Origin of the sequence: Streptomyces sp. NBC_00820, from assembly GCF_036347055.1 — a bacterium.
Lineage (GTDB): Bacteria > Actinomycetota > Actinomycetes > Streptomycetales > Streptomycetaceae > Streptomyces.
Genome location: NZ_CP108882.1, coordinates 50,430 through 71,480 on the forward strand (window position 1 = coordinate 50,430; position 21,051 = coordinate 71,480).

14 protein-coding genes and 1 tRNA gene are annotated in these 21,051 nt (G+C 68.8%); 10 read left to right on the forward strand and 5 right to left on the reverse strand.

Annotated features, from left to right (window positions below):
- Positions 1–29 precede the first annotated feature (29 nt).
- Positions 30–1,040: a TniB family NTP-binding protein gene (locus tag OIB37_RS00190; RefSeq protein ID WP_330461738.1), complete on the forward strand. Its 1,011-nt coding sequence runs from the start codon at positions 30–32 to the stop codon at positions 1,038–1,040.
- Between the two features lie 165 nt (positions 1,041–1,205).
- Positions 1,206–4,628 carry a helicase associated domain-containing protein gene (locus OIB37_RS00195; RefSeq protein WP_330455447.1) on the forward strand — a complete coding sequence of 1,141 codons (3,423 nt, stop codon included), beginning with the start codon at positions 1,206–1,208 and terminating at the stop codon, positions 4,626–4,628.
- A 6-nt stretch (positions 4,629–4,634) separates the two neighbouring features.
- Here the strand turns inward: OIB37_RS00195 and OIB37_RS00200 are convergent, their stop codons facing one another.
- Entirely contained in the window at positions 4,635–5,141 is a 507-nt protein-coding gene (locus OIB37_RS00200; protein ID WP_330455448.1) for a DEAD/DEAH box helicase family protein, read from the reverse strand.
- Between the two features lie 170 nt (positions 5,142–5,311).
- Here OIB37_RS00200 and OIB37_RS00205 point away from each other — a divergent pair, with 170 nt between their 5' ends.
- On the forward strand, positions 5,312–6,355 hold the full coding sequence (locus OIB37_RS00205) for a TniQ family protein (protein ID WP_330455449.1): 1,044 nt from the start codon (positions 5,312–5,314) through the stop codon (positions 6,353–6,355).
- Positions 6,356–6,409: 54 nt separating this feature from the next.
- Here the strand turns inward: OIB37_RS00205 and OIB37_RS00210 are convergent.
- The 4 genes from OIB37_RS00210 to OIB37_RS00225 form a co-directional block, all read right to left on the reverse strand.
- Positions 6,410–6,483 (reverse strand) — tRNA-Met (locus tag OIB37_RS00210).
- Between the two features lie 65 nt (positions 6,484–6,548).
- Positions 6,549–7,124, reverse strand: coding sequence for a transcriptional regulator (locus OIB37_RS00215; RefSeq protein ID WP_330455450.1), 576 nt, complete (start codon positions 7,122–7,124; stop codon positions 6,549–6,551).
- Positions 7,125–8,651, reverse strand: a complete 1,527-nt coding sequence (locus tag OIB37_RS00220) for a helix-turn-helix domain-containing protein (RefSeq protein ID WP_330455451.1) — start codon at positions 8,649–8,651, stop codon at positions 7,125–7,127.
- Positions 8,648–8,935: a helix-turn-helix domain-containing protein gene (locus OIB37_RS00225; protein WP_330455452.1), complete on the reverse strand. Its 288-nt coding sequence runs from the start codon at positions 8,933–8,935 to the stop codon at positions 8,648–8,650. The genes OIB37_RS00220 and OIB37_RS00225 overlap by 4 nt, the downstream gene beginning before the upstream one ends.
- Before the next feature lie 298 nt (positions 8,936–9,233).
- Between OIB37_RS00225 and OIB37_RS00230 the strand changes: the two genes are divergently transcribed.
- The 7 genes from OIB37_RS00230 (at position 9,234) to OIB37_RS00260 (ending at position 20,370) form a co-directional block, all read left to right on the forward strand.
- Entirely contained in the window at positions 9,234–10,871 is a 1,638-nt protein-coding gene (locus OIB37_RS00230; RefSeq protein ID WP_330455453.1) for a hypothetical protein, read from the forward strand.
- On the forward strand, positions 10,868–11,614 hold the full coding sequence (locus OIB37_RS00235) for a hypothetical protein (protein ID WP_330455454.1): 747 nt from the start codon (positions 10,868–10,870) through the stop codon (positions 11,612–11,614). The genes OIB37_RS00230 and OIB37_RS00235 overlap by 4 nt, the downstream gene beginning before the upstream one ends.
- A gap of 3 nt (positions 11,615–11,617) precedes the next feature.
- The gene (locus OIB37_RS00240) at positions 11,618–16,189 is read left to right on the forward strand and encodes a hypothetical protein (RefSeq protein ID WP_330455455.1); all 4,572 of its coding nucleotides are present in this window, start codon (positions 11,618–11,620) and stop codon (positions 16,187–16,189) included.
- Complete coding sequence (locus OIB37_RS00245; protein WP_330455456.1) at positions 16,186–17,310, forward strand: hypothetical protein; 1,125 nt, start codon at positions 16,186–16,188, stop codon at positions 17,308–17,310. The genes OIB37_RS00240 and OIB37_RS00245 overlap by 4 nt, the downstream gene beginning before the upstream one ends.
- A gap of 68 nt (positions 17,311–17,378) precedes the next feature.
- Positions 17,379–17,924 carry an SLATT domain-containing protein gene (locus OIB37_RS00250; protein WP_330455457.1) on the forward strand — a complete coding sequence of 182 codons (546 nt, stop codon included), beginning with the start codon at positions 17,379–17,381 and terminating at the stop codon, positions 17,922–17,924.
- A 9-nt stretch (positions 17,925–17,933) separates the two neighbouring features.
- On the forward strand, positions 17,934–18,803 hold the full coding sequence (locus OIB37_RS00255; protein WP_330455458.1) for a nucleotidyltransferase: 870 nt from the start codon (positions 17,934–17,936) through the stop codon (positions 18,801–18,803).
- A gap of 322 nt (positions 18,804–19,125) precedes the next feature.
- Positions 19,126–20,370: a nucleotidyl transferase AbiEii/AbiGii toxin family protein gene (locus OIB37_RS00260; RefSeq protein WP_330455459.1), complete on the forward strand. Its 1,245-nt coding sequence runs from the start codon at positions 19,126–19,128 to the stop codon at positions 20,368–20,370.
- Positions 20,371–21,051: the final 681 nt, after the last annotated feature.

Consider the following 21,051-nt stretch of genomic DNA (forward strand, 5'->3'; position numbering starts at 1 on the left):
CCGGTCCCGTCCCGGACGAGGAGCAGCAGATGGCGGCCTATGCGCCGCCGACCACGCGGGAGGGCTGGCAGCAGTTCGTCGGCACTCCCCCGCTGAAGCCCCCGCCCACCGGGGACGAGGACTGGTCGCTTAAGGAACGCCTGGACTACCACTCCCGGTTCGTCGTCCTGACCACCCCGGCGATGGAGCGCATCTCGCTGTCGGTGCGGCGGCTTATGCTCCTCAACCGCCGCCAACAGGGCACCGCGCGCCGCGGGCTGATCGTGTCCGGGCCGCCCACCACCGGCAAGACCACCACCCTGCTGGAAATGGGCCGTACCTTCGAACTCGCCGAGCAGCGCCGCCACCCCGGCCGCACCGACCGCCTGCCCGTGGTGTTCCTGGCGGTGCCGCCCGCCTCCACTCCCAAGATGCTGGTATCGGAGTTCGCCCGGTTCCTCGGCATCCCCATCGCGGCCCGGATGAACCAGGCGCAGATCACCGACGCCGTCTGCCACCTGCTGTGCCAGCTGGGCACCGCGCTGGTCCTCGTCGACGATGTCCATCTGCTCGACACCCGCACCCGGGCCGGCGCGGAGACCTCCGACCAGATGAAGCACCTAGGCGAGAGGATTCCGGCGACCTTCGTCTACGCAGGCGTCGACGTCGAGGCATCCCCCCTGCTGAACGGGCCGCGCGGCGCACAGTTGGCAGGCCGCTTCACCTTGGTCCGCAACACCGCCCTGTCCTGCGGCACCGCCGAACAGCGCGCCGTCTGGTTGGACCTGGTCACCGACATGGAAAACGCCCTGCACCTGCGCCGCCACACTGGGGGCACTCTGGCCCGGCACGCCGACTACCTCCACCAGCGCACCGGCGGAGTCATGGGAAGCCTCTCCCACCTCATCCGTGAAGCCGCCCTCACCGCTCTCCTCGACGGCAGCGAAAAGATCACCAAACGGCTCCTGGCCGGCATCCAGCTCGACATCCGCGCGGAGCAGCAAGCCCGCCCGCCCCGAAAACGCCTCCCGCGCCCCCGCAACAACGGCACTGGTTCCTGACGAGGCGGACCAGCGGTGAAGAAGACCACCAGCCCTTTGATGGAACCTGCCGTCAGGGATTATTCGCAGCCACCACAGCGCGAGCAGAACAAACTACCCTTTCACAGAGCGTCTTTGGGAGCGGTGCGTGTCGCTCCGCTGAACGGTGAGACGACGCTGTCGTTCATGAGCAGAGTCGCCTCCCGGTACAGGATCACGGCCAAAGAGCTCATCGGCGCGCTCGTGGACGTGGGGCGGCGGCCCAATCTGTTCACGGTGCGGCCCGACGGCGAAGTGGTCTTCAACGCCGAGGCCCGGGCGGTGGTCGCCGCTTTCTGCCGCATGCCCGAAGAACACCTGCACCGTGCCCTGCCAGCCTGGGGCAGGGACGTCCCTTCGAGCAGGCTCGGCAGCGAGCCGGCCGCCTGGGTCCGCACCGCAGCCACGATCCCGCCGACCGGCCCCGGATGCCGGGCCTGCACCGCGACCGCCACACGAGGCCGGGAGGAAGCACGCCGCTACCTGCTGCCGCACGGCCGGGTATGCGTCAAGCACCAGTGCTGGATGCTGGAAGCACCCGTCGTCGACGGGGCAGCGGCCGTCCCCGGGCAGCTGGACCTGCGGTATGTGCCGCAGAACGGGGCGGCCCAGCGCCGTCATGTACGGCTGCTGCGGCGCTCTGCGCACGCCGGCGAAGCATTCACCGTGGCGCAGGCAATCATGGCTTCGTGGTGGGACGAGCCTTGGCCGGAAGAGATCCTCTGGCCCGATCGGCTGCGGCTGATGGCACCCGGCAACGACCTCGCTTGGCGTGCAGCGGCGCGGGATGCGGTGACCTACCCCGAAGCCGTCACGCTGGCCGCGGCCCTCGCCGACCCGAGCCTGCAGCAGCGGCTACTCGATGACGCGGGGCGGCATCAGCCGCACGCGCTCGCCGATGTCCCCAGCCTCGTGGACGAACTGGCTCGGCGCCTTAAGCGGCCATGGATCGCCGGTCGCCTCAGCGCCCTCACGACAGGCCCGCTGAACGCCTGGGTACGCGCCTGCGTACGCACGCAGGCTGGGCACAAGCCGAAAACACGCAGCATGTGGCACGTCTCCCCGCCCCACCGGCCCGCACCGATCACCCGGCTCCTGGCCGAAACCCGACCCGTCGACGAAGCGCCCGGAAAAACGGAGTCGGAGGGGGCGCCGGCCCCAGACGTGGCCGAGACCGCCCAGGGGTTCGCGCGCGGCCTGCGCCACGCCCGCACCTACGCCACCGAACACGGCCACCTCTGCATTCCTTACCGGTACGAAAAGGACGGGTTCCAACTCGGCCTGTGGCTGGCCAACCAGCGCGCCGCAGGCCCCCAGCTCTCCCCCGAGCGCAGCCAGGCCCTGGCCGCTCTTGACCCGTGGTGGAATCCTGCGTGGAGCACACTGTGGCAGCGCATCTACCTGCGCGCACGACGGCTGCTGGACTCAGGCACCGACATCAGCCCCAAGCAGGGCTTCCCCGGCACCAGCGAGAATCTCGGCACCTGGCTGTACCAGCAGTGCCAGGTCTACAGCAGCCTCCACCCCCAGCAGCGCAGACTACTGGCACAGATCGGCATCAGCGCCGAAGCCGCCCGCCACGCACTGCCGCGGCGTCGCAACCTCGCCGAGGCCCGTGACCAGGGCCTGACCAACGCACGCGCCTACTGGAAGCAGCACGGGCACCTTTGTGCGAGCTCTGCTGATACGTACGCCGGCTTCCCCATCGGCCAATGGCTGACCAACCTCCGCGTACGCGCCCGACGCGGCATTCTCGATCCCGCCCTCACACAGCAGCTGGACGCAATGGATCCGTGGTGGGCACCGCCCTGGCCCTCCGACTGGCAGCGAGCCTGCTACACGGTGACCGAACTCGTCCGCTCCGGCCACCCCCTCGACCCCGAAAGCGCCTTTGCAGCCTTCAACGACGAACTCGGTCAATGGCTATACACCCAATGTGTGTCCTACCCCGGCTTGGCAGTGGAACAGCGCCGACAGCTCGCGGCCGTCGGACTGACTGAGCAGACTGTCCAAACCGCCCGCCCCAACCCCGCCACCCACAGGCCGTCCCTGGAGACCGGTCTCTACTACGCCCGCTCCTACGCGGCACTGCACGGCGACCTCAACGCATCACCCTCCGACCGGCACGAGGGCTTCCCCGTCGGAGGCTGGCTGGCCCGCCAGCGGCACCAGGCCGGCCTTCACACCGCCAAGTTCGCCGCACCCTACCCGGCCGACCCGCTGCTGGCCGCCGTCGACCCATGGTGGAACCCACCATGGAACGGGGACTGGCAGATCAACCACCGCGCCGCCCGCAAACTCGTCGAGAACGGGATCAAATTCCTCCCTGCACAAGGCTTCCCCGGCACCCCCGACTGGACTGGGCAGTGGCTCTACACCCAGTGCGTCGCCTACCAGAACCTCCACCCGGGGCAGCAACACAGGCTCACTCAACTCGGCATCACCGCCACCAATGCCCCCACCGCACGGCCCCGTCGCGTCACCCAGCAAGCATCATTCGACACCGGCCTTGCACACGCCCGCTCCTACGCCGCCCAACACGGACACCTCGCCGTGCCCAGAAGCGCGAACCACCACGGCTACCGGCTGGGGACATGGCTCGCCCACCAACGCAAGCGGGCTGCCAACGGCCGACTCCCCCACCACCGCGCCGAGGCCCTCGCCGTCCTTGACTCATGGTGGAACCCATCCTGGGGTCTACCATGGCAAGTCACCTACCATGCCGTCAGGAACGAGATCCACGGCCACGTTCTGAACGCGGCCGCAGGTTTCCCCGGACTTCCTCCAGCCGCCACCAGATGGCTGCTCACCCAGTGCATCAACTATGACGACCTCCACCCGGGCCAGCAGGAACTCCTGACCGGCCTCGGCATAACACCCCAGGACGCACACGCCGCCCGCCCCCAGCAGGAAACACGCACGCGCCGCAGAACCGGCGCCAGCCGGTCGCGCCCCACAACCGTCTCCTCGTCCATCGACGGCGGCCTGCCCTACGCCCGCTCCTACGCACACACTCACGGCGGACTCGGCACCGCCCACTACACCACCGAACACGACGGATTCCCCCTGGGCTGGTGGCTGTACGAGCAGCGCAAACGCGCCGTCGCCCACCTACGCCGCACTGGCCTGCCCTGGCCCCACGACACACAGCTCACCGCACTCGACCCATGGTGGAACCCACCCTGGCGGGTCTCCTGGAACCACAGCTATCACCAAGCCCACGCCCACCACACCGCCGGCCACGCCTTCCCCGGCACGACCACTAAATGGATCCGTACCCAGCAGCGCGCCTGGAATCAGCTCCACCCCCACCAACAACACCTCCTGAGCACCCTCGGCATCCACGAATCCACACCCCTGATCAGCTACAACAGCCGCCCAACGAAAGTGACCGGCCAACCAATAGAACTGACCAATGGACCTACGGCCACCCCGAAGCAGGAAACCCACAGCTCACAGACCCCGCCCAGCCCCAGCCCGCAAGCAACGTCAAGCCCCTCGCCACCACAGAGCACACCGCCAGCCCCAACCAGCCAACTGATCAGCCCAGCTCAACACCCCGGACACTGATCAGATTTAACGAGCCACGACAACGACGTCCCAGCGGGGCAGGTGGAAGTCGCGGTGGGCTTCGACGACCTTGTCCAGGGAGTTGTAGGTGCAGAACACGTTGAGCGGTCCCTGGGCGTCGGCGGCCTGCTGGGCCAGGTCGTCGGCGGTGTCGACCATGGTGAGGATGCCGGCCAGGTACGGGTCCGCCGGTTGGTCTGAGGAGCAGACACCGAGGTAGCGGCCGGGCCGTCCTTCGCTATGCCATTTCGCGGCGGTCTGCTCAAGGAGTCGCAGAGAGGGGACTGCCACCAGGGAAGCGCCTTCTGGGGCGGTTTCCTGGACGATGTGCAGGGCCACCAGGGTCTTTCCGGTGCCGGTGGCCATGTAGACGCTGACGCGGCGGTAGCCCTCGATGAAGCTGCTGGCGGAGGTGTCGACGGCGATTTGCTGGCCTCCGCGCAGGCGGGTCTTCAGGCGAGAGGCAGAGGCAGGGGCGGTCGCGGCCGGACGGAGGCGCGTCGTCGTGGCCATGGTCCTCCCCCGGTGATGGCGTGCGTGTGCACCTGGTTCCAGGGTGGAAGGGGTGTGCGGTGCTGTGGCAGGACGTTCGTACGGGTTCACCCGAACGAGTGCCGGCGCTCTTGACCGCACGCTGCCGGGCCGGTCACGGTGCCCAGGACAGCTTCGGCGGAAGGACAGCTGTGCTGGACGATCCCGGCCTGTACGGGCCTCGCAGGCCGCTGCCGCTGCGCGCCTGGCCGGTGGCGGGTGAGTCGACGGGGTCGTTCGTGAACCGGCTCGCACACGCCAACTGTCTGAGCCTGGCTGATTTCCTCGACCGGGTCGGGCAGGGCGAGGCATCCGTGGACCCGCTGCGGGTGGAGAAGTACCCGCAGTGCACCGAGATGTATGTGAACGAGACGGGGCTGCGCTATCTGTCTGTCCTGGCCGACCGGTCGCTGGGTCTTCTGCAGCAGGATCTGCCCAGTCTGGGCGCAGAGTGGCTGCTGGCAGGCGGGGAGGGGGAAGCGGCGGAGTGGAAGTGGCCCTGGAAGCCGCTGGCGGGACACCTCGTGCGGCACTGCCCGCCGTGCGGTGATGACCTGGATGTCGGCGAGCCGGTGTGGCTGATGTCGCCGGACAGCTGGCAGGTGTGCGCGCGGCACGGTTACTGGTCGGACGACTCCCGCGGGCGTGGTCCCGACTTCGTTCAGCTGGCCGAACTGCCCGAGACGATGACGGCGCACCGCGTGCGGCAGGAGCTGGCCGCACTCTGGGGGCCGGCCGGGGAGGAGTTGTTCGCCGACGCTTTCCAGGTCGCGGTGTACTGGTGGACGCGGATGCCGGACACCGTGTGCTGGGTGCAGCGGGCCTGGACGGCTGGGCTGGGTGCGCGGGAGATGCGGGCGGCCCCGCTGGTGATCTACCCGGAGGCGGCGCAGCTCGCGGGCGCCATGCTGGACTTCGAACGGGTGGGGCAGCGGGATGCGGCGGGCCGTGCCCGATGGCTCGCGGGCGTGGAGCAGTTGATGGTCCGGTGGGGGGTGGATGTGGCTGAAGGCCGTCAGGCGCTGCTGGTGTGGCTGGGGCGCCACCGTACGGGAGTGCCCGCCCCGTCCCGTCCGGCCGACCGGTGTCAACTGATGCTGGCGTCGGGGCACGACCGGATCGCGTCCCGGACCGGTTCGGTGAGCGAACGCTCGTGCCTGACCTGGCAGTTGGGCATGGCTGCTGCCGACATGTAGGCCGCATACGGGTGGAGGGCCACAACCGTACGGTTGTGGCCCTCCACCTGGCAGTAGCGGGGACAGGATTTGAACCTGCGACCTCTGGGTTATGAGCCCAGCGAGCTACCGAGCTGCTCCACCCCGCGTCGGTTCGCACCACCGTACGCCATGCTGGCAGACGCTGGAGACCATTGACTTGCGGGGTCGGCTTCTACGCGGCGAAGCCGATGTTTTTGACGTACTCGTACTGGCCCCACTGGGAGCCGAGGTCGGGCAGGACATCGGCGGTCCAGGCGTCGTCCAGTCCCTGATGGTCGCCGGCCGCCCAGGACCCGACGATCTTGTCCCAGCCGCGCACGTTCATCGACCGGTGTTCCACCACACGCTGGAGCGGGCGCGCCACGCCGGACTGGTCGAGAGGGTGGATTTCCACCCGGGTGCCGCGGCCCTCACGGTTGAGGCGGGCGGTGAGGTGGCGGGCGACGTTGCGGCGCCGCACCGCCCTGTATGCGGCGTCGATGCGTTCCAGGTTGGCCTTCGACGGACGGCGTCTGTCCTCCAGCCATGCCTTCAGTGTCCGGTCGCTCACGGTCAGTCCGGCGTCTTTGGCGGCCTGCCAGGTCCTGTCCGATGTCGTCAGGTAGTGCAGGCGTGCCATCAGGCCCCGTTTGGCGGTCACCGGGGTGGCGATGTGGCCGGCGAGTCGGTCGAGCTGGCGGGCGACGGCGTCGCTGCCTCTGATGCCCCGGGCTCCGAATTTCCCGAAGTCGATGTTCTTCTCCGGCATTTACTGCTCCTGCCCCGTGTCGGCGTCGGTGCCGGTTCCTGCGGTGTAAGTGTCCTTGACCTTGACCTCGGTAACCGAGCGGCCTTCGGGGAAGACACGGCGCCAGTCTCCGATGACGTGGAGCTCGTCGGTGCCCATCGCCCGTACGACAGCCAGTCCCCCGTCGTGTGCCTTGAGTGCCTTCATCCAGAGGTTGGCGAAGGCCTGGGAGCGGATGATGTGCATCCAATCCGGGCGGTAGAGCTCCCGGTTGTAGTTCGACTCCCCCATCGTGGACACGAACTTGGAGTACATCGCCTTCACGTACTGAAGCGTCAGCTCGTCGCCGTCTGCGATCGCGGTGTCGCGGGCGTCCTTGAGGGCGATCCGGAACTTCTCCAGGAGGTTCTCGGTGGCGCCCGAAGTGTAGGACTCGTGGATCTCGGGCGGCTCGCACAGGCGGTGCTTCGGGCCGGACAGGCGCAGCAGCAGGCGCAGGGTCGGTTCGCTGACCCACAGGGGTCCTGGTTCGTCGCGCTGGCCGATCGGGTTGGGCAGCACCGCGTCGTGCTCCCAGGCGGGCGGGGTGATCAGGTGGACTCCGGCGCGGCGCCGGTCGTGTGCAAAGCCCGTGGAGTGTTCCAGCTGGCCGAGCGGGAGGTGGGTCTTGAGTGCGCTCAAATAGGCGCCGTTGATGTCGAGTGCGGTGACCTCATGCTTCCCGGGCGGCAGTTCGGGCCGCGTCCACTTGGGGCGGGCCTCCCAGATCTGGTCGGCGCCCTTGGAGGTCTGCTTCTTGAGGATGTCGGGGATCCAGGGATGGGCGATCACGTCGTAGCGGGCGCCCTTGCGGGTCTCGTCCAGCAGGCGCATCGCGTCCGGGATGGCCCGCTTCAGCAACGCGGCGCTCGCCGCTTCGACATCGCCCTGGTGCTCGGCGAGCACGGCGTGCACCGCTTCGTGGATCAAGTCGGCAGGCCCGGACGGCTCCTGGAACGCCCGACCGCGCGGGGCCGCGCCTTTCCCGTCGGCCGGACGGGGCGGGCGTGCAGTGCGCGGGACTTGGGCTTCCCTGACAGGCGGGGGCTTCGGAGTTCCGGCGGGGACTGTCTGGCAGTCGGAGGGGTCCAGGTGCTGGACGAATCCCGCCACCCGCTGACCTGCCGGGGCACCGCACAAGACGCACGGCTGCAAAGCAGTGAGTGTCTCCACCTCGTCGAAGTCCTGCGCGGGCTCCGGTGACGATGCCGCGTCTACCAAGCCGTCCGCCACGGGCTGCTCAGCGGGCGGCATTGCCATATCGGCCTCGGCGAGCTTGGTAGTCAGACCCTCCAGCAGGTACGCGTACTTGGCGCGAGTCTCACCGGCCGGGTCCCGGCCGCTCTCCCAGCCGCCGACCGTGGACGGGCCCACTCCCAGCGCACGGGCCACCTGCGCTTTAGACAGCCCCGCCCGCTCCCGCAGGCCACGGCGGAGCTCCGGGGCCGGGAGTTCCACCTGCGGGCCGACGGAGGCCAGCAGTGAGTCGATCGCGTCGTAGTCGCTCACCGGCCGGCCCTCTTCATCTCGGACCGGATACCGCGGCGGCGGCCGACCGACAGCGCTTCGCACGCCCTGGTCGGCCCGGACAACAGATCGAGCGCAGCGACGCCGTAATGTCCGGCCAGCGTGTCGACATCACGCAGAGTCCACGAAGTGGCACCCGATTGCCGACGCGAGACCTGCGTCTGGGTCAGTCCAAGCACGTCCGCCACCGCCCGCTGCGGCTCACCTGTCGCCTGCATCAGTGCGGCCACCGTGAGCCGCAGCGACTCCTCCAGCCCCAATCCCATGCCTTCACCTTACCAGACTTCATGCGGAAAATGCATGAGAATCAGCAATAAGCACACGAGAATGCGAATACCACCTACATGAAGCCTGCCGCCGATGGCGGACTGCAGCGTCGTCGGCAACCGCCTAACGAGGGGGCGCCAGGGACCCGCCGACCGGACGGGAGCACAGACACCCCCACCGGCACCAAGAGGGCGCTCACGGACCGGCCCCCGCTTCACCCCCTTGACTGCGCCCGAACGGATGCCCCAACAAGGGTCTTTTGTTCTATTTGTCAGTGGCAGCTGCTGCACTGACTCCATGACAGAGACGAAGGCATCCCCCCACGGCCCGGACTGTACGCAGGACGACGGTCCCGACACGATGCTCCAGGCCCTGCTGGACCGGGAGGAGCGGCGGCTGCTGGTCTCGGTGCCGGCGGCTCCCGACGGAGTCGACGAGTGGCGTGCGCTGGTTGCTGAGCCGGGTTTCGTCCGGCGCAGTTCGGTTCTCGCCCGCGGGGTGCCGTTGCACCGCATCGATCAACGCAGCGCCTGGCAGCGGTTCCCCCGAGGGCTCTACGACCCTCGCACGCTCGCCCTGGCCGCGCTGGAGGCAGTGGTCAGCCAGCAGGAGATGGAGGCGGAGGCGACCACGGAGGAGGTGATTCAGTTCCTCGCCTCCCTGGCGGCGTCAGCGGCGCCCGCGCGGGATGCCTCGGAGCATCTGGCGGTGGCTCGGTTCGTCCTGCGTGAGCTGCTCAACGACGCGCAGGACGGGGAGGAGTTCGACGTCTCCTACAGCGACTACCGCGAGGGCCACAGCAGGGTGACCTTGTCCGTGCGGCTGTTGGAGGAGGGATTCGGGCGACGCGGCCAGGCCGTGCTGCGGGCCACGACCCCGGCCATCAATCTCCTGCTGTCCGGACTCGAACACGATCTGGAGGACGTGCAGGCGGCGAAGGACCTGATGCTGCGCCGCCAGGTGAGCACCCACCGGTGGGGACGTGCCGAGGAGAGCGCGGCGGAGAGCCTGAAGCTGTCCCTCATGTACTGCGAACGGGTACGGGCGGTACTGGAGGAGACCGAGCGCGATGTACGGGCCGTGGACTGGGGACAGGACGTCCCCAGGCTGCTTCAGACTTCCCGTGCGCATCTTCGCGAACGCCACCGGGTGGAGCGCGACCTGATGGAGTGGATGCGTGAGGTCCGCAACGATGTGGACGACGCGGAGGTACGGCGCACCTGCGAGCGGATCCTGCGGTTGCTGGGACGGGCCCATCTGCGGCACACCCAGCTCCTGGAGAAAGTCATCGACGCCCGCCCGGCGTTCCTGCGCTCCCAGGCCGAGCAGCGCTTCAGGCCTCCCCCACGCCTTGCGCTGGTGGGGATGCAGGAGGACGTGCTGGAACCGCTGCTGGACCTCGGCGCCGACGACGCCGAGGCGGTCGCGAGCATCTTCGCGGACGCGGCCGGCGGACCGGTGGTCGCGCACCGGCCGCGGCTGCGGGACTGGTGGGCCTCGCTGCTGGCTCCGGCACGCGCGGTGCGGGAGGCGTTCGCGGACGAGGAGATCGAGCTGATCGCGGATGACCCCGGTGAGTTCGGCCTCTTCAGCAATGAGGACGTCGCAGTCGCCCGCAGCCTCCTCACGCAGGCCCTGGGCATGCCGGTGCGCCTGTCCCGGCTGCTGGAACAGGCGCTGGCGCACAGCCTCCAGGCCGCCGACCTCCTGGCCGTCTGTGTCCTGCGGGCCTTCGCGCCGGATCCGGAGGACGAGGAGGAGGAAGGGACGGCTGACGAATTGGCTGACCTGCTGGAGGAACATCTGGTGGTCCTCGATGACGGCACCGTGTTCGATCTCGGAGCGGTCGCCGGCAGCGACCTGCTGCTCGTCCCCGCCCAGTCGCTAATCCCCGGTCCCGCCCGCGCCGAGGACGACGTGGAGGTCCTGGCATGACAACTGCCGCGAACGTCTACTCCCCGGCCGACCTGGCCGACGCCTCCGCCCTGGTGTGCTTCGGCTGCCAGCCGCGTCTGCGTCCCCTGAGTCTCCCCCGCTACCGGGCCCTGCTGCAGCGCTACCGGATGGACGGCCCGTTCCGCGACGCGGCGGACGCCGTCGCCGACGGCCTCGACCTGGACGTGATCGAGGCCCATCAGAGCGAAGGACTGATCCTGCACCCCCGCGAGGGATCCTGGCTGTCCTACCGCCTCAAGGATCATCCCAAGCTGGGGGTCAAGGACCGCCTCGTCCTGGGACTCGCGCATGTGGCGATCGCGGCCCGCGCCTACCCCACTCCCGCCGACCTGGAGGAGCAGAGCGTCAGACGGATCTCGCTGGCCGAGGTCGACGACTTCCTGCGCCGGCTCACCGACCGGCTCCGTGAAGCCTCCAAGGACGCGGACGGGCTGACCGTGGCCCATCCCGAACTCCAGGCCGCCTGGCGGGTCTACGCCAAACTCCCCGCATCGCGCCCCACACCGACGGGACGGCTGTCGGAGTCGAGCACCCGACGGGTGATCAAGGAGGCGCTCGACTGGCTGGTGGAACAGGGGATGGCCCAGCGGGCCGACGACCTGGGGGCGGGCCACTACCGGCTCGCCCACCGCTTCCGCGTGCAGGTACGAGAGGCAGCCGCCTCGGCGGCGTTCACCGTGCTGTGCGACCTGCGCCGCGCCCATCTGGTCGAGGAGGACTGAAGAATGCTCCAACTGCGACGTATTCGTCTGGAGAACATCGGCCACCGCGCGGCCGGTTTCAAATCGCTCGTCCTGGACCTGACCGGCGGTCCGGGCTCGATCGACGGCCGGCCCATGCAGCCCGTGGACGTGATCCTTTGGCTGCGCAACGGCGGCGGCAAGTCCAGTCTGCTCTCTCTGTTCTTCAGCCTGCTACTGCCCGCCAAGAAGGACTTCATCGGGGCGCTCAAGTCCAAGTCGCTCGCCGAGTACATTCCCGGCGAGCAGGTCTCGCACGTGATCGCTGAATGGGGAGACTCCGAACGGCCCACGGCCGGCGCGGTACTGGTGACCGGCGGGGTCTACCAGTGGCGCGACGGACAGCGCCCGGCCGACCTGAGCAGCGGGTGGGAACGGCTGGAACGCCGCTGGTATCTTCTGCGGCCTCAGCCCGGCGGGCTGGAACTGGACTCCCTGCCCGTGCGTGCCGAGGATCTCCAGCTCAGCATGACCTCCTACGTCAAGGCCCTGGAAGCCGCGCACCAACTGCAGCGGCGGCTGCAGTTGGTGGTCGCGGAGGAGCAGTACAGCTGGGAGGAGCAGCTGAGCAATCACGGTCTGGACCCTCAGGTCTTCATGATCCAGAAGGTCATGAACCAGGAAGAAGGAGGGATCACCGAGCTGTTCAAGTTCCGCACGGCCGAGGAGTTCATCAACTTCCTCATCGACATGATCGTCGATGCCGCCGCACCCACGGCAGCACGTGCGGCGCTGTCCAAACACGCCGACAAACTGGCGGCCCGGCCCGCACGGGAACTGGAACAGCGGTTCCTCGCCGAGGCCGTCCTGCGGCTGCGACCGGTGCAGAAGGCCACGGCGGAAGCCGCCCTCGCCGAGCAGGCACTGGGCCGGCAGGTCCAGCTGGCCCGACGTGCCGGCGAGCACTTCCAGACCCAGGCCGCCCATCTGGAGCAGGAGTCGGGCTCATTGCGCGAACGCGCCGAGGCCTACGCGCAGGAGGCACAGGAGGCCGACGACCGGGTCGAGGGCCGGGGCCACCGCGTGGCCGCGGTGAGCGAGGCGGCCGCGCGGCTGCGGGTGAGCGACTGTGCGAGCGAGCATGCCGGGCGCATCGAGGCGGCCGACTCCGCCGAGCGGGAACACACGGCATGGCAGGCGGTTCCCCTGCTCATGGACCTGGCGGGCCGGGAGACCGAGCTGCGGCAGGTCAAACAGTTGCTGGAAGATCTCCACAGCGAGCAGGCCCCGCTGCGGGAGGCCGTGGAGCAGGCGGGCACCGCCCTGTACGCGAGGCTCGAAGAGGGGCTCGGCCGGCTCTCGGGCGAGGAGGAACAGGCCCGCGCCGAACTTGAGACGGCCGCCGCCCGGCTCCAGGCGGCCGAGCGGGAGTTCGAGAAGACGGTGAGCGCGATCGGCCGCGCGGACAGCCGCGCGGCCTCGGCCGAAGCCCGCTGCGCGGAAGGAGAGGCGGAGATCGTGGCCGCCCGTGCGAGCGGGGTTCTCGGAGGGCAGGAGGAGCCGCATGCCGCTCTGGAACGCCTCACCCGCGAGGAAGAGACCTCCCGGGAACAGGTGGAGCAGGCGCGGCGCCAACGGGAGGCAGCACGGGAGCGGAGCACCGGCATCGCGACAGAACGTCTGTCGTGCGCCGACCAGCTCAGTACCGCACGGCAGCGGCACGACCAAGTGTGGGACCAGTGGAACGCATTGGCGCGCGAACGCCGTGACCTGGCAGCCGAGCCGCGTCTGGCAGAACTGGCGGGCACCGGCGGCGAATCGGTGGATGTGGACGCGGTGGGCAGCGACCTCATCGCGCTGCTCACCGACCAGGTCGCCCACGCAGACACGGAACTGGCCGCCGAGCATGCCCGGGCGTCGGAGGACCGGCGGCTGCGCGACGCGCTGGAGCAGGACGGGTTCTGTCCGCCGCCCCGGGAGGTCGAACGGGCGGTTGCCGCCCTGCAGAACCGCGGTGCCAACGCCGTTTCGGGAATGCAGTTCCTGCGCGAGACCCTGCCCGCCCACCGGCACGACGAGGTCATCGCGGCCATCCCCCAGCTGATCGGCGGGGTGGTCATCTGCGGGCCGGTGCCCGGTGGTGACCTGGCGGCTCTGGCCCGGCAGGCCGACGTCTCGCTGCCCACGGTGATCGCCGTGAGCAGCGACGACGAGGCGCGGGCTCTGCTCTTGCGGGAACCGGGAAACATCGCCGTCCTGCCCGTCCGCCCCTCGGCTCTCGACCTGGAGGCGGGAGAGGAGGAACTGCGCCGCGTCACCGCGCGTTTGGACACACTGGAGGACCGCCTCCGGGCCGTCACCAAACGGCGCGAGGGCGACCGTGCCCTCTGCGGGCGGCTGCGGGCGCACCTGGAATCGTTCGGGCCCCGGGCACGCGCCGCGCGGGAGGAACTGCTCAGCCGGCTCGACGACGAAGTGAACACGCTCACCGAACGCACCAGCATGCTGGCCCGCGAGGCAGAGGAAGCCGCGCAAAGCGCGGGCCAAGCGGAACGACGGCTCGCCCAGCACACGGACACGCTGATGGCGCTCGCCCAGACGCTTCCCCAGGTCCGGGCCCTGGAAGTGGCGGTCCGCGCCACTGCGCACTGGACGGCAGAACGCCGGCAGGCCCGGACCGAGGCACGCGAACACCGCGCCGCCGTGCAGCAGTTGAAGAAGCGGTGCACGAACGCCGAGGGGCAAAGACGGACCGCGGAGGCAACGCTTGGGCAGTGCCGGGAGCGTGGGGAACGCTGGGCCGGCTGGCTGGAAGAGATCCGCCAGGAACTCACGGATGAAGTCCGCAGCCGGACACATCCGGCCACGGTACCGGGCGGGAGCCTGCAGGCGCTGCGTGAGCGCTGGGGCCAGGCCCGTCGGGACTGGCGCGACGGCATCAGCGACACCACGCTGCAGCAGCGGCTCACCGCCGCCCAGACGGCCATCGACGCTCTCAACCAGGACCTTTCACGGGCTGGTTCCGCGGCACGCGCGCGGGCGGCAGAGCTCGCCCAGCAGGCCGGGGCAGCCGACACCGACCGCCTCACTGACCGCATCGCCTGCGCAGCGGAGGCTCGCAGGAAGGCCGACCGGGCCGAGCACGAAGCGGATCTCCTCCACCGCCAGGCCCTGGAGGCTCACCAGAAGGCGGCCGAAGCCCTGGACGACCTTGCTCCCGGCACGGAGCGGATCTCCTTCCCCAGCGTCCGAGCCGCCCAGGAGGAACTGCGCGCAGAAGAGGAGCGGCTGGAGCAGGACCGCACGCTGGCCCAGGTGCGGCGCCTGGACACCGAGCGCACGCACCGCTCCGCCGACCTGGCGGCCGGCCAGGCCGCACAGCTTCGGCAGTCGGCGGGCAGTCTCAACGCGGCCGCCGACCGCCAGCCCGGCCAGGGCAACGACGGCGACCTGGAACCGGGCGTGGACGCGCTGCTCCTTGAACGGCACGGCCTGTCCGCCCTCACCGTGCGGTCCCTGCAGCCGCAGGACGCCGAGCGAATCAAGGACGTCATCACCCGCGAGGTCTTCCAGGCGATCCGCGCCCACGACGACGCCAAGAACGCCCTGCGCAAGTACGTACAGCAAGTGGAACGGCTCGCCCTGCAGCCGGAGTACGCGGCCGTCGTCGACGGCCGACTGCGCGAACGCCTGCAACAGGACCTCAGCCTGCAGCCCCGGCTGGCCGCGCTGCTGGAGGACATCGAGGAACGCGAACGACAGGTCACCGGGCTGCTCGCCGAGTCCGAGGAGGACCATGCCCGGGTCGTCGACGCCTGCGCGAGCACGGTCGAAGCCGTCCTCGACAGTGTGGAGGAAGTAGCACGCCACTCCCGGCTGCCCGGGAATCTGGGCAGCTGGTCCAAGCAGCGGTTCCTGTCGCTGGAGCTGCGCCAGCGCGCCCGCGGGGACGAACTCGCGCGCAGGCTGTCCGCCGAGGTCGACCGGCTCATCTCCTCGCTGCCGGCCGGCGCCGCCGGCCGGGCCAGCGCCCTGCCCGACGCGATGCCACTGGCCAAGCAGCTGGTCCTGGCGGCGCTCGGCGGCCACGGCAACATCATCGCGCGCATCATCAAGCCGACACAGAACCTGGACACCGTCGAACGTGAGTCCGTCACCGAGATCCAGAAATTCAGCGGCGGCGAACTCCTGACCGTCTCCGTGCTGCTGTACTGCACACTCGCCCGGATGCGTGCCGCCCAGCGCGACCGCCGCGTCCCCGGCGGCGTGGGCACACTCGTCCTGGACAACCCTTTCGGAAAGGCCAACTACGGGCCGTTCGTCGATCTGCAGCGCCGCGTCGCCGGTGCCCACGGCATCCAGCTCGTGTACACCACCGGTTCCAACGATCGCCCGGCACTGGGCCGTTTCCCCCTCATCGTCCGCATGCGCAATGGTATGGACCTGCACACCAAGCGCCGCTACGTCCAGATCCTCGAGCGCTACGGTGACGCCGTCGCGGACGGTGTCACCCGCGCCCAGGACGAGGGCATCGCCTCCGCCCGCCTCCTGCGCCGCAGCGTCCTTGCTCCTGACGCCCCACAAACCCCCGAAGTGGATGCCGGGGATGCCGGATGAGCGCCGCCGACCGTATGGCCGTCCACCTCGCCCAGCAGTCCCGCCAGCGCGTCGACTTCGATGCGCTGGCGGGCGCCGCCGACGCAGGCGACTCCAGTCTGGCCACCTCGCCCGGGCGCCGCCGCATCCTCGCCGACGCGGCTCAGACCCTCCAACAGCGTGGCCTGGCCCAGTTGCCCAAGGGCAGCGCCGGCTGGGACTGCAGCGCCCACCCGCCGCTGCCCCGGTGGGTCAAGCGCCTGCAGTCCGCCCGCTCGTCCCGGCCCCGGCCGGCGCCCCGGGCGTTCGTGGAACAGCTGTCCTTCGCCGGCACCCTGAACCTGACCGCCGCCGACCACGCGCTTCTCGGCCCCCTCAACACGCTGCTGCGGGACCAGCCGGATGCCGAGATCGTTCCGATCGCCGACCGCTCCTACCAGTTGTACGGCGACGAGAAACGCCTCAAGGACATCGACCGCCACCATCTCGTGGTCAAAGGGCTCCTCGACGTCGCCGTGCATCTTCGGGCCCGGCCCACCCCCGCCCCGCTGGCCATGTTCGAACTCGGGCCCGCACCCTGGATGCTCGTCGTGGAGAACACCGCCGCGTTCACCAGCCTGCGGGAGATCTTCGGCGCCTGGCCCGACCGCAGCCAGGTGGGCTGGCTCGGCTTCGGATCCGGTGACCAGCTCGTCGCCTCCATCCCCACCGCCCTGACTTCCTTCCGCGAACGCGACCACCCTGTGGAGACCCTGTTGATGTACGCGGACCTCGACCTCGACGGCCTGCACTGCGCCCAGCAGACCAGCCACCGCGCACAGGCCGCCGGCCTTCCCCCGCTGCTGCCCGCCACCGGCCTCTACCATGCCCTCCTCACCGGGCGGCCGCGCCCTCACCCACCCGCCACCACCGACGAAGCCCTCGCCGCGGCCGCCTGGCTCCCGCCCCACATCGCACCGTCAGTCGCGCAGCTGCTCACCGACGGCCTGGTTCTGCGACAAGAAGCCCTCCCCCTGCCCTGTCTCCGCGCGCTACTCGCTCCGGGTGCGCCCCTGCTGCCTCAGCTGCGCGACGGCGCCCCGCAGCAAAGACCGACCACGCCGGCGTTTCCCCAGCCCTGGCCGTCGCCCTGGACACGCTGAAGGCCTCGTGCCATCCGGACAAGAGATACACAAGCGCTGGTGTCAGTGCGTACCGGTAGCGTTCCTGCATGCCGGAAACCTCCCAGCCGACCGAAGCCGAACGTCGCCAGGCCATCTCAGACGAGCTGGAACGCCTTGAGGAGAGTGCGAAGTACAGCGCGCAATCTCAGTTCGAGCAAGCCAAGCGTTGGCGCCTAATCAATCTATGGCTGGGCGTGCCGGCAAGCGGTCTGGCGGCCATCGCCGGTGCCATGGCCCTGGTGACGGCCGCCGGGCGCGTGATCGCCGGGCTGGTTGCCCTCGCTGCCGCTGTCCTGGGGGCAATCTTGACCACCATCAACGCATCGCACCGGATGAACCAGGCCGCCGCCGCAGCAAACGCCTACCTCGAGATCCAAACCGCCGCTCGCCAGGCCCGTGAAATCGATCTCCCGGCATGGACCGTGGAAGAGGCTCGGAGCGGGCTGGCTGAAATCACTGCGCGACGCGACGAACAGAACAAGACCGCCGAACCTCCCAGCCGACGCTCCTACCTGCGTGGCAAAGCGAATGTCGACGGCGGCGGCCAATCCTACGCGGTCGACACGTCCGCCAACCAGCCCGAAGGGCACTAGAGAGCAGATATGGCACTCTCCGTGAATCAGGGGTTCGACCTCTTCTTGCAGCAGTTGACGCCCACCGCGGGCGAGCGCGACGCCAAGGCGCGCCATCGGCGCAGTGTGGAGACCTCGTTGCAGGCCGCGGCCTTCGGAGTATCTCTGTTCCGAGAGACAGGGTCGTTCACTCATGGGACGGGGGTCCGCGGGCACTGCGACGTAGATCTTCTGGCCAGCATCAAGGCAGGCCGCCCGAACAGTTCGGACACCGCCCTGGGCTGGGTGAAGTCGGCTCTCCAGGCGAGTTTTCCCTCCACCCAGGTCGTCATACGGCGCCCTACAGTCCAGATTCGATTCACTGCCGGCGCGGAGACATGGGAGGTTCTTCCCGCTTTTCTTACATTTCGCGGTGGTGACACGTCGGTCTACGACATCCCCGGAGCCGCCGGCGGGTGGATGGACACCGCCCCCACGGCGCACCTGGAGTACGTGAACGAAGTCAACCAGCGGCCTGTTGCGGTCGGCGGCGCCAAGAAGCTCGCCCGGTTGGCCAAGGCCTGGAAGTACTACAACAACGTGCCGGTCTCCTCCTTCTACCTGGAGATGCGCGCCGCCCAGTACATGGCAGGTGAGCCGAACTTCATCGCGGTCTGGGACATATGCGGTCTCCTGGAGAAGCTGGATGACCATCAACTCGCGTCCATGAACGACCCCAAGAACAAAGCCGGACGCTTCGCCGCATGCTCCAGCGATGCGACTCGTCAAGACGCACTCTCCAAGCTCAGGACGGGAGCAATCCGCGCCAGGAAGGCACTCGACGCTTATCACAAGGACGATCACGCCACCGCGTTCACCTATCTCAGTCTGCTCTTCGGGGGCCGTTTCCCCAGCCGCTGACTTGCTTTGCAGACGGTCCAGTCAACTATTCCGGTCAGCGTGAGCGATCCGCGCTTTATCTCAGCTCGGTCCTGTGCGTGACTCGGCGGCGTCCCTGGAATCGTCCTCCCCGGTCGCCCCGTTGAGCCCGTTTTGGGACCGAATGCGGCACAGCAGCGTGCACGCCATCCGGTCCAGGTGAACAGACCCCGACAGCAGGCAGGAGTTGCATCCACGAGAACGCTCGCCGTCAATCGATCAGGCCGAGGGCCGGTATCGTGGTCACGCCTGTGCGTCGCCTGAGGAAGCCGCGCCGGTAGCACGTCATTGGGAGAGGCTTTCCATGATCAGCCGTGACGAGATCGACGCGAAAAGCGCGGAACTCGGAGTCGACCCGTCCCATGTTCAGCGGGACTACGTCTTCGGCTGGTTCCTCGCCGGGCTCTACGGAGAGAGCCGGCTCGCCGACCGTCTCGTCCTCAAGGGCGGAAACGCTTTACGGAAGGGGTATTTCGGGGCGACGCGCTTCTCCGAAGATCTCGATTTCGCCTCCCCCGGCCCTATCGACGCCCAGGACTTCCGTGAAGCGCTCAACGAGATCGGGCGGATGGCGCAGGCCAGAACAGGGGTCCAGTTCCATCTCGATCGCACTGAGCAGCTCAGCAGGCACAGGATCAACCGGGAACAGACGGTCTACACGTACCAGTTGCTCTTCACCGACTTCTACGGCACGACCAGCAGCATGCCTGTGACCCTGCACCTGGACGTCACCGAGTTCACCCGCCTTCAACTGCCCCCGCAGTCGCGCACGCTCATTCACCCCTACAGCGACCATGCGGCCTGCACTGCGGACCTGACGGTGATCAGCTTGGAAGAGGCTCTTGCGGACAAACTCAAGTGTCTCCTGCAGCGCCGCTCCATCCGCGACTTGTTCGACCTCACCTATTCGACGTTCGTCAACAGTGAGATCCCCGTCAACCGGCGCAGCCTGGTCAGAACGTTCCTCCGGAAGACCATCTTCTCTCCCAGCCCCGCTGCGGCCCTGAACCTGCTCACTGCCATTCCCTTCGACGGCATGCAGTCCCTGTGGGACACGACGATCACCTGCGCCCGTGACAGCCTGCCTGAGTTCACCAGCACGGTGGCACGCTGGAAAAGCGAACTGGACCTACTCTTCGCCGATTTCCGCACCGGCCACAGCACTCAAGCCGCCTTCTATCCAGCGCACCTACGGACACCGATCATGGAGGCCGGTGCCGAGCAGAAACTGATGCTCCTGACCTACGAGGGGCGGCAGCGCCTGGTTGAGCCCTATGCCCTGCGTTTCAAAAGACGCGAGGACGGGGTCGCGCAGGAGTATCTGTACGTCTACGACCGCACCGGCGGGCGCTCTCGTCCCGGCATCAAGTCCTTCTTCCACTACCGGATCAGCGGTCTGAGCGTCACGGACGATCACTTCGAGCCGCGGTACGAGATCGAACTCGCAAAGGCCGGCGAATTCAGCGACCGCCTCGGGTTCAGCCGCGGTCGCACCATCGGCCGCCCCACCACAGCCAGGGCCAGACCGCGCACGGGACGACGACGATAGTCCGAACTCGGTCACATCACTGCGCCCATGCCGTCTGAGAAGCCAGTACAGCGGGAACCAGGCTAAAGTCAGGGCGAGTTCACCACAGGCCTGCCCCCTTACGTACTGCCCAGCAGCCAGCATCGTGGCAACACTCGGCCTCGAACCGCTGACGGCATCTGCAGGTCCAACCGCAGCGGAACTGCCCGCACCTGCCGTCCCCCGGCAGTGGCACGCTCTCGCCTGTCAGTCTGGCCCTCTACGCTGGAATTTCATGCGCGACGGGGCGGCAGAACGGTCTGAGGACGGCAGTGGCGGAGAACGGCGGCAGGGCGCACAACTGGCAGAGCATCCGGGAGTGGGACGGGAGCCAGCATCGCGCCTTTGAAGAACTGTGCTTCCAGCTGCGCGAGGCAGCCCCTCCAGGCTGGGAGACGATCAAGACGGCTGCCCCGGACGGCGGTGTCGAATGGTACAACCAGGCGCCCGACGGCAGCGCCGCACACGGATACCAGGTCAAGTTCGTCCAGCGCATCGAGGACTTGCTCCCTCAGGCGAGGAAGAGCGCCAAGACGGTCGGCGAGAACATCGCCCACCGCAAAATCGTCCGGCTTGAGTTCCTGACGCCCTTCGACCTCTCCGACCCCGCCCCTTTCACCCCGAGCGGGAAGCCGCGTACCGGCGCACGGGAGCGGTGGAACA

Coding starts and splice junctions, on each gene's coding strand:
- OIB37_RS00230 (WP_330455453.1), top strand. CDS start 9,234: ATGACAGAGACGAAGGCATCCCCCCACGGCCCGGACTGTACGCAGGAC.
- OIB37_RS00190 (WP_330461738.1), top strand. CDS start 30: ATGGCGGCCTATGCGCCGCCGACCACGCGGGAGGGCTGGCAGCAGTTC.
- OIB37_RS00235 (WP_330455454.1), top strand. CDS start 10,868: ATGACAACTGCCGCGAACGTCTACTCCCCGGCCGACCTGGCCGACGCC.
- OIB37_RS00260 (WP_330455459.1), top strand. CDS start 19,126: ATGATCAGCCGTGACGAGATCGACGCGAAAAGCGCGGAACTCGGAGTC.
- OIB37_RS00240 (WP_330455455.1), top strand. CDS start 11,618: ATGCTCCAACTGCGACGTATTCGTCTGGAGAACATCGGCCACCGCGCG.
- OIB37_RS00225 (WP_330455452.1), bottom strand. CDS start 8,935: ATGGGATTGGGGCTGGAGGAGTCGCTGCGGCTCACGGTGGCCGCACTG.
- OIB37_RS00255 (WP_330455458.1), top strand. CDS start 17,934: ATGGCACTCTCCGTGAATCAGGGGTTCGACCTCTTCTTGCAGCAGTTG.
- OIB37_RS00200 (WP_330455448.1), bottom strand. CDS start 5,141: ATGGCCACGACGACGCGCCTCCGTCCGGCCGCGACCGCCCCTGCCTCT.
- OIB37_RS00195 (WP_330455447.1), top strand. CDS start 1,206: ATGAGCAGAGTCGCCTCCCGGTACAGGATCACGGCCAAAGAGCTCATC.
- OIB37_RS00245 (WP_330455456.1), top strand. CDS start 16,186: ATGAGCGCCGCCGACCGTATGGCCGTCCACCTCGCCCAGCAGTCCCGC.
- OIB37_RS00250 (WP_330455457.1), top strand. CDS start 17,379: ATGCCGGAAACCTCCCAGCCGACCGAAGCCGAACGTCGCCAGGCCATC.
- OIB37_RS00215 (WP_330455450.1), bottom strand. CDS start 7,124: ATGCCGGAGAAGAACATCGACTTCGGGAAATTCGGAGCCCGGGGCATC.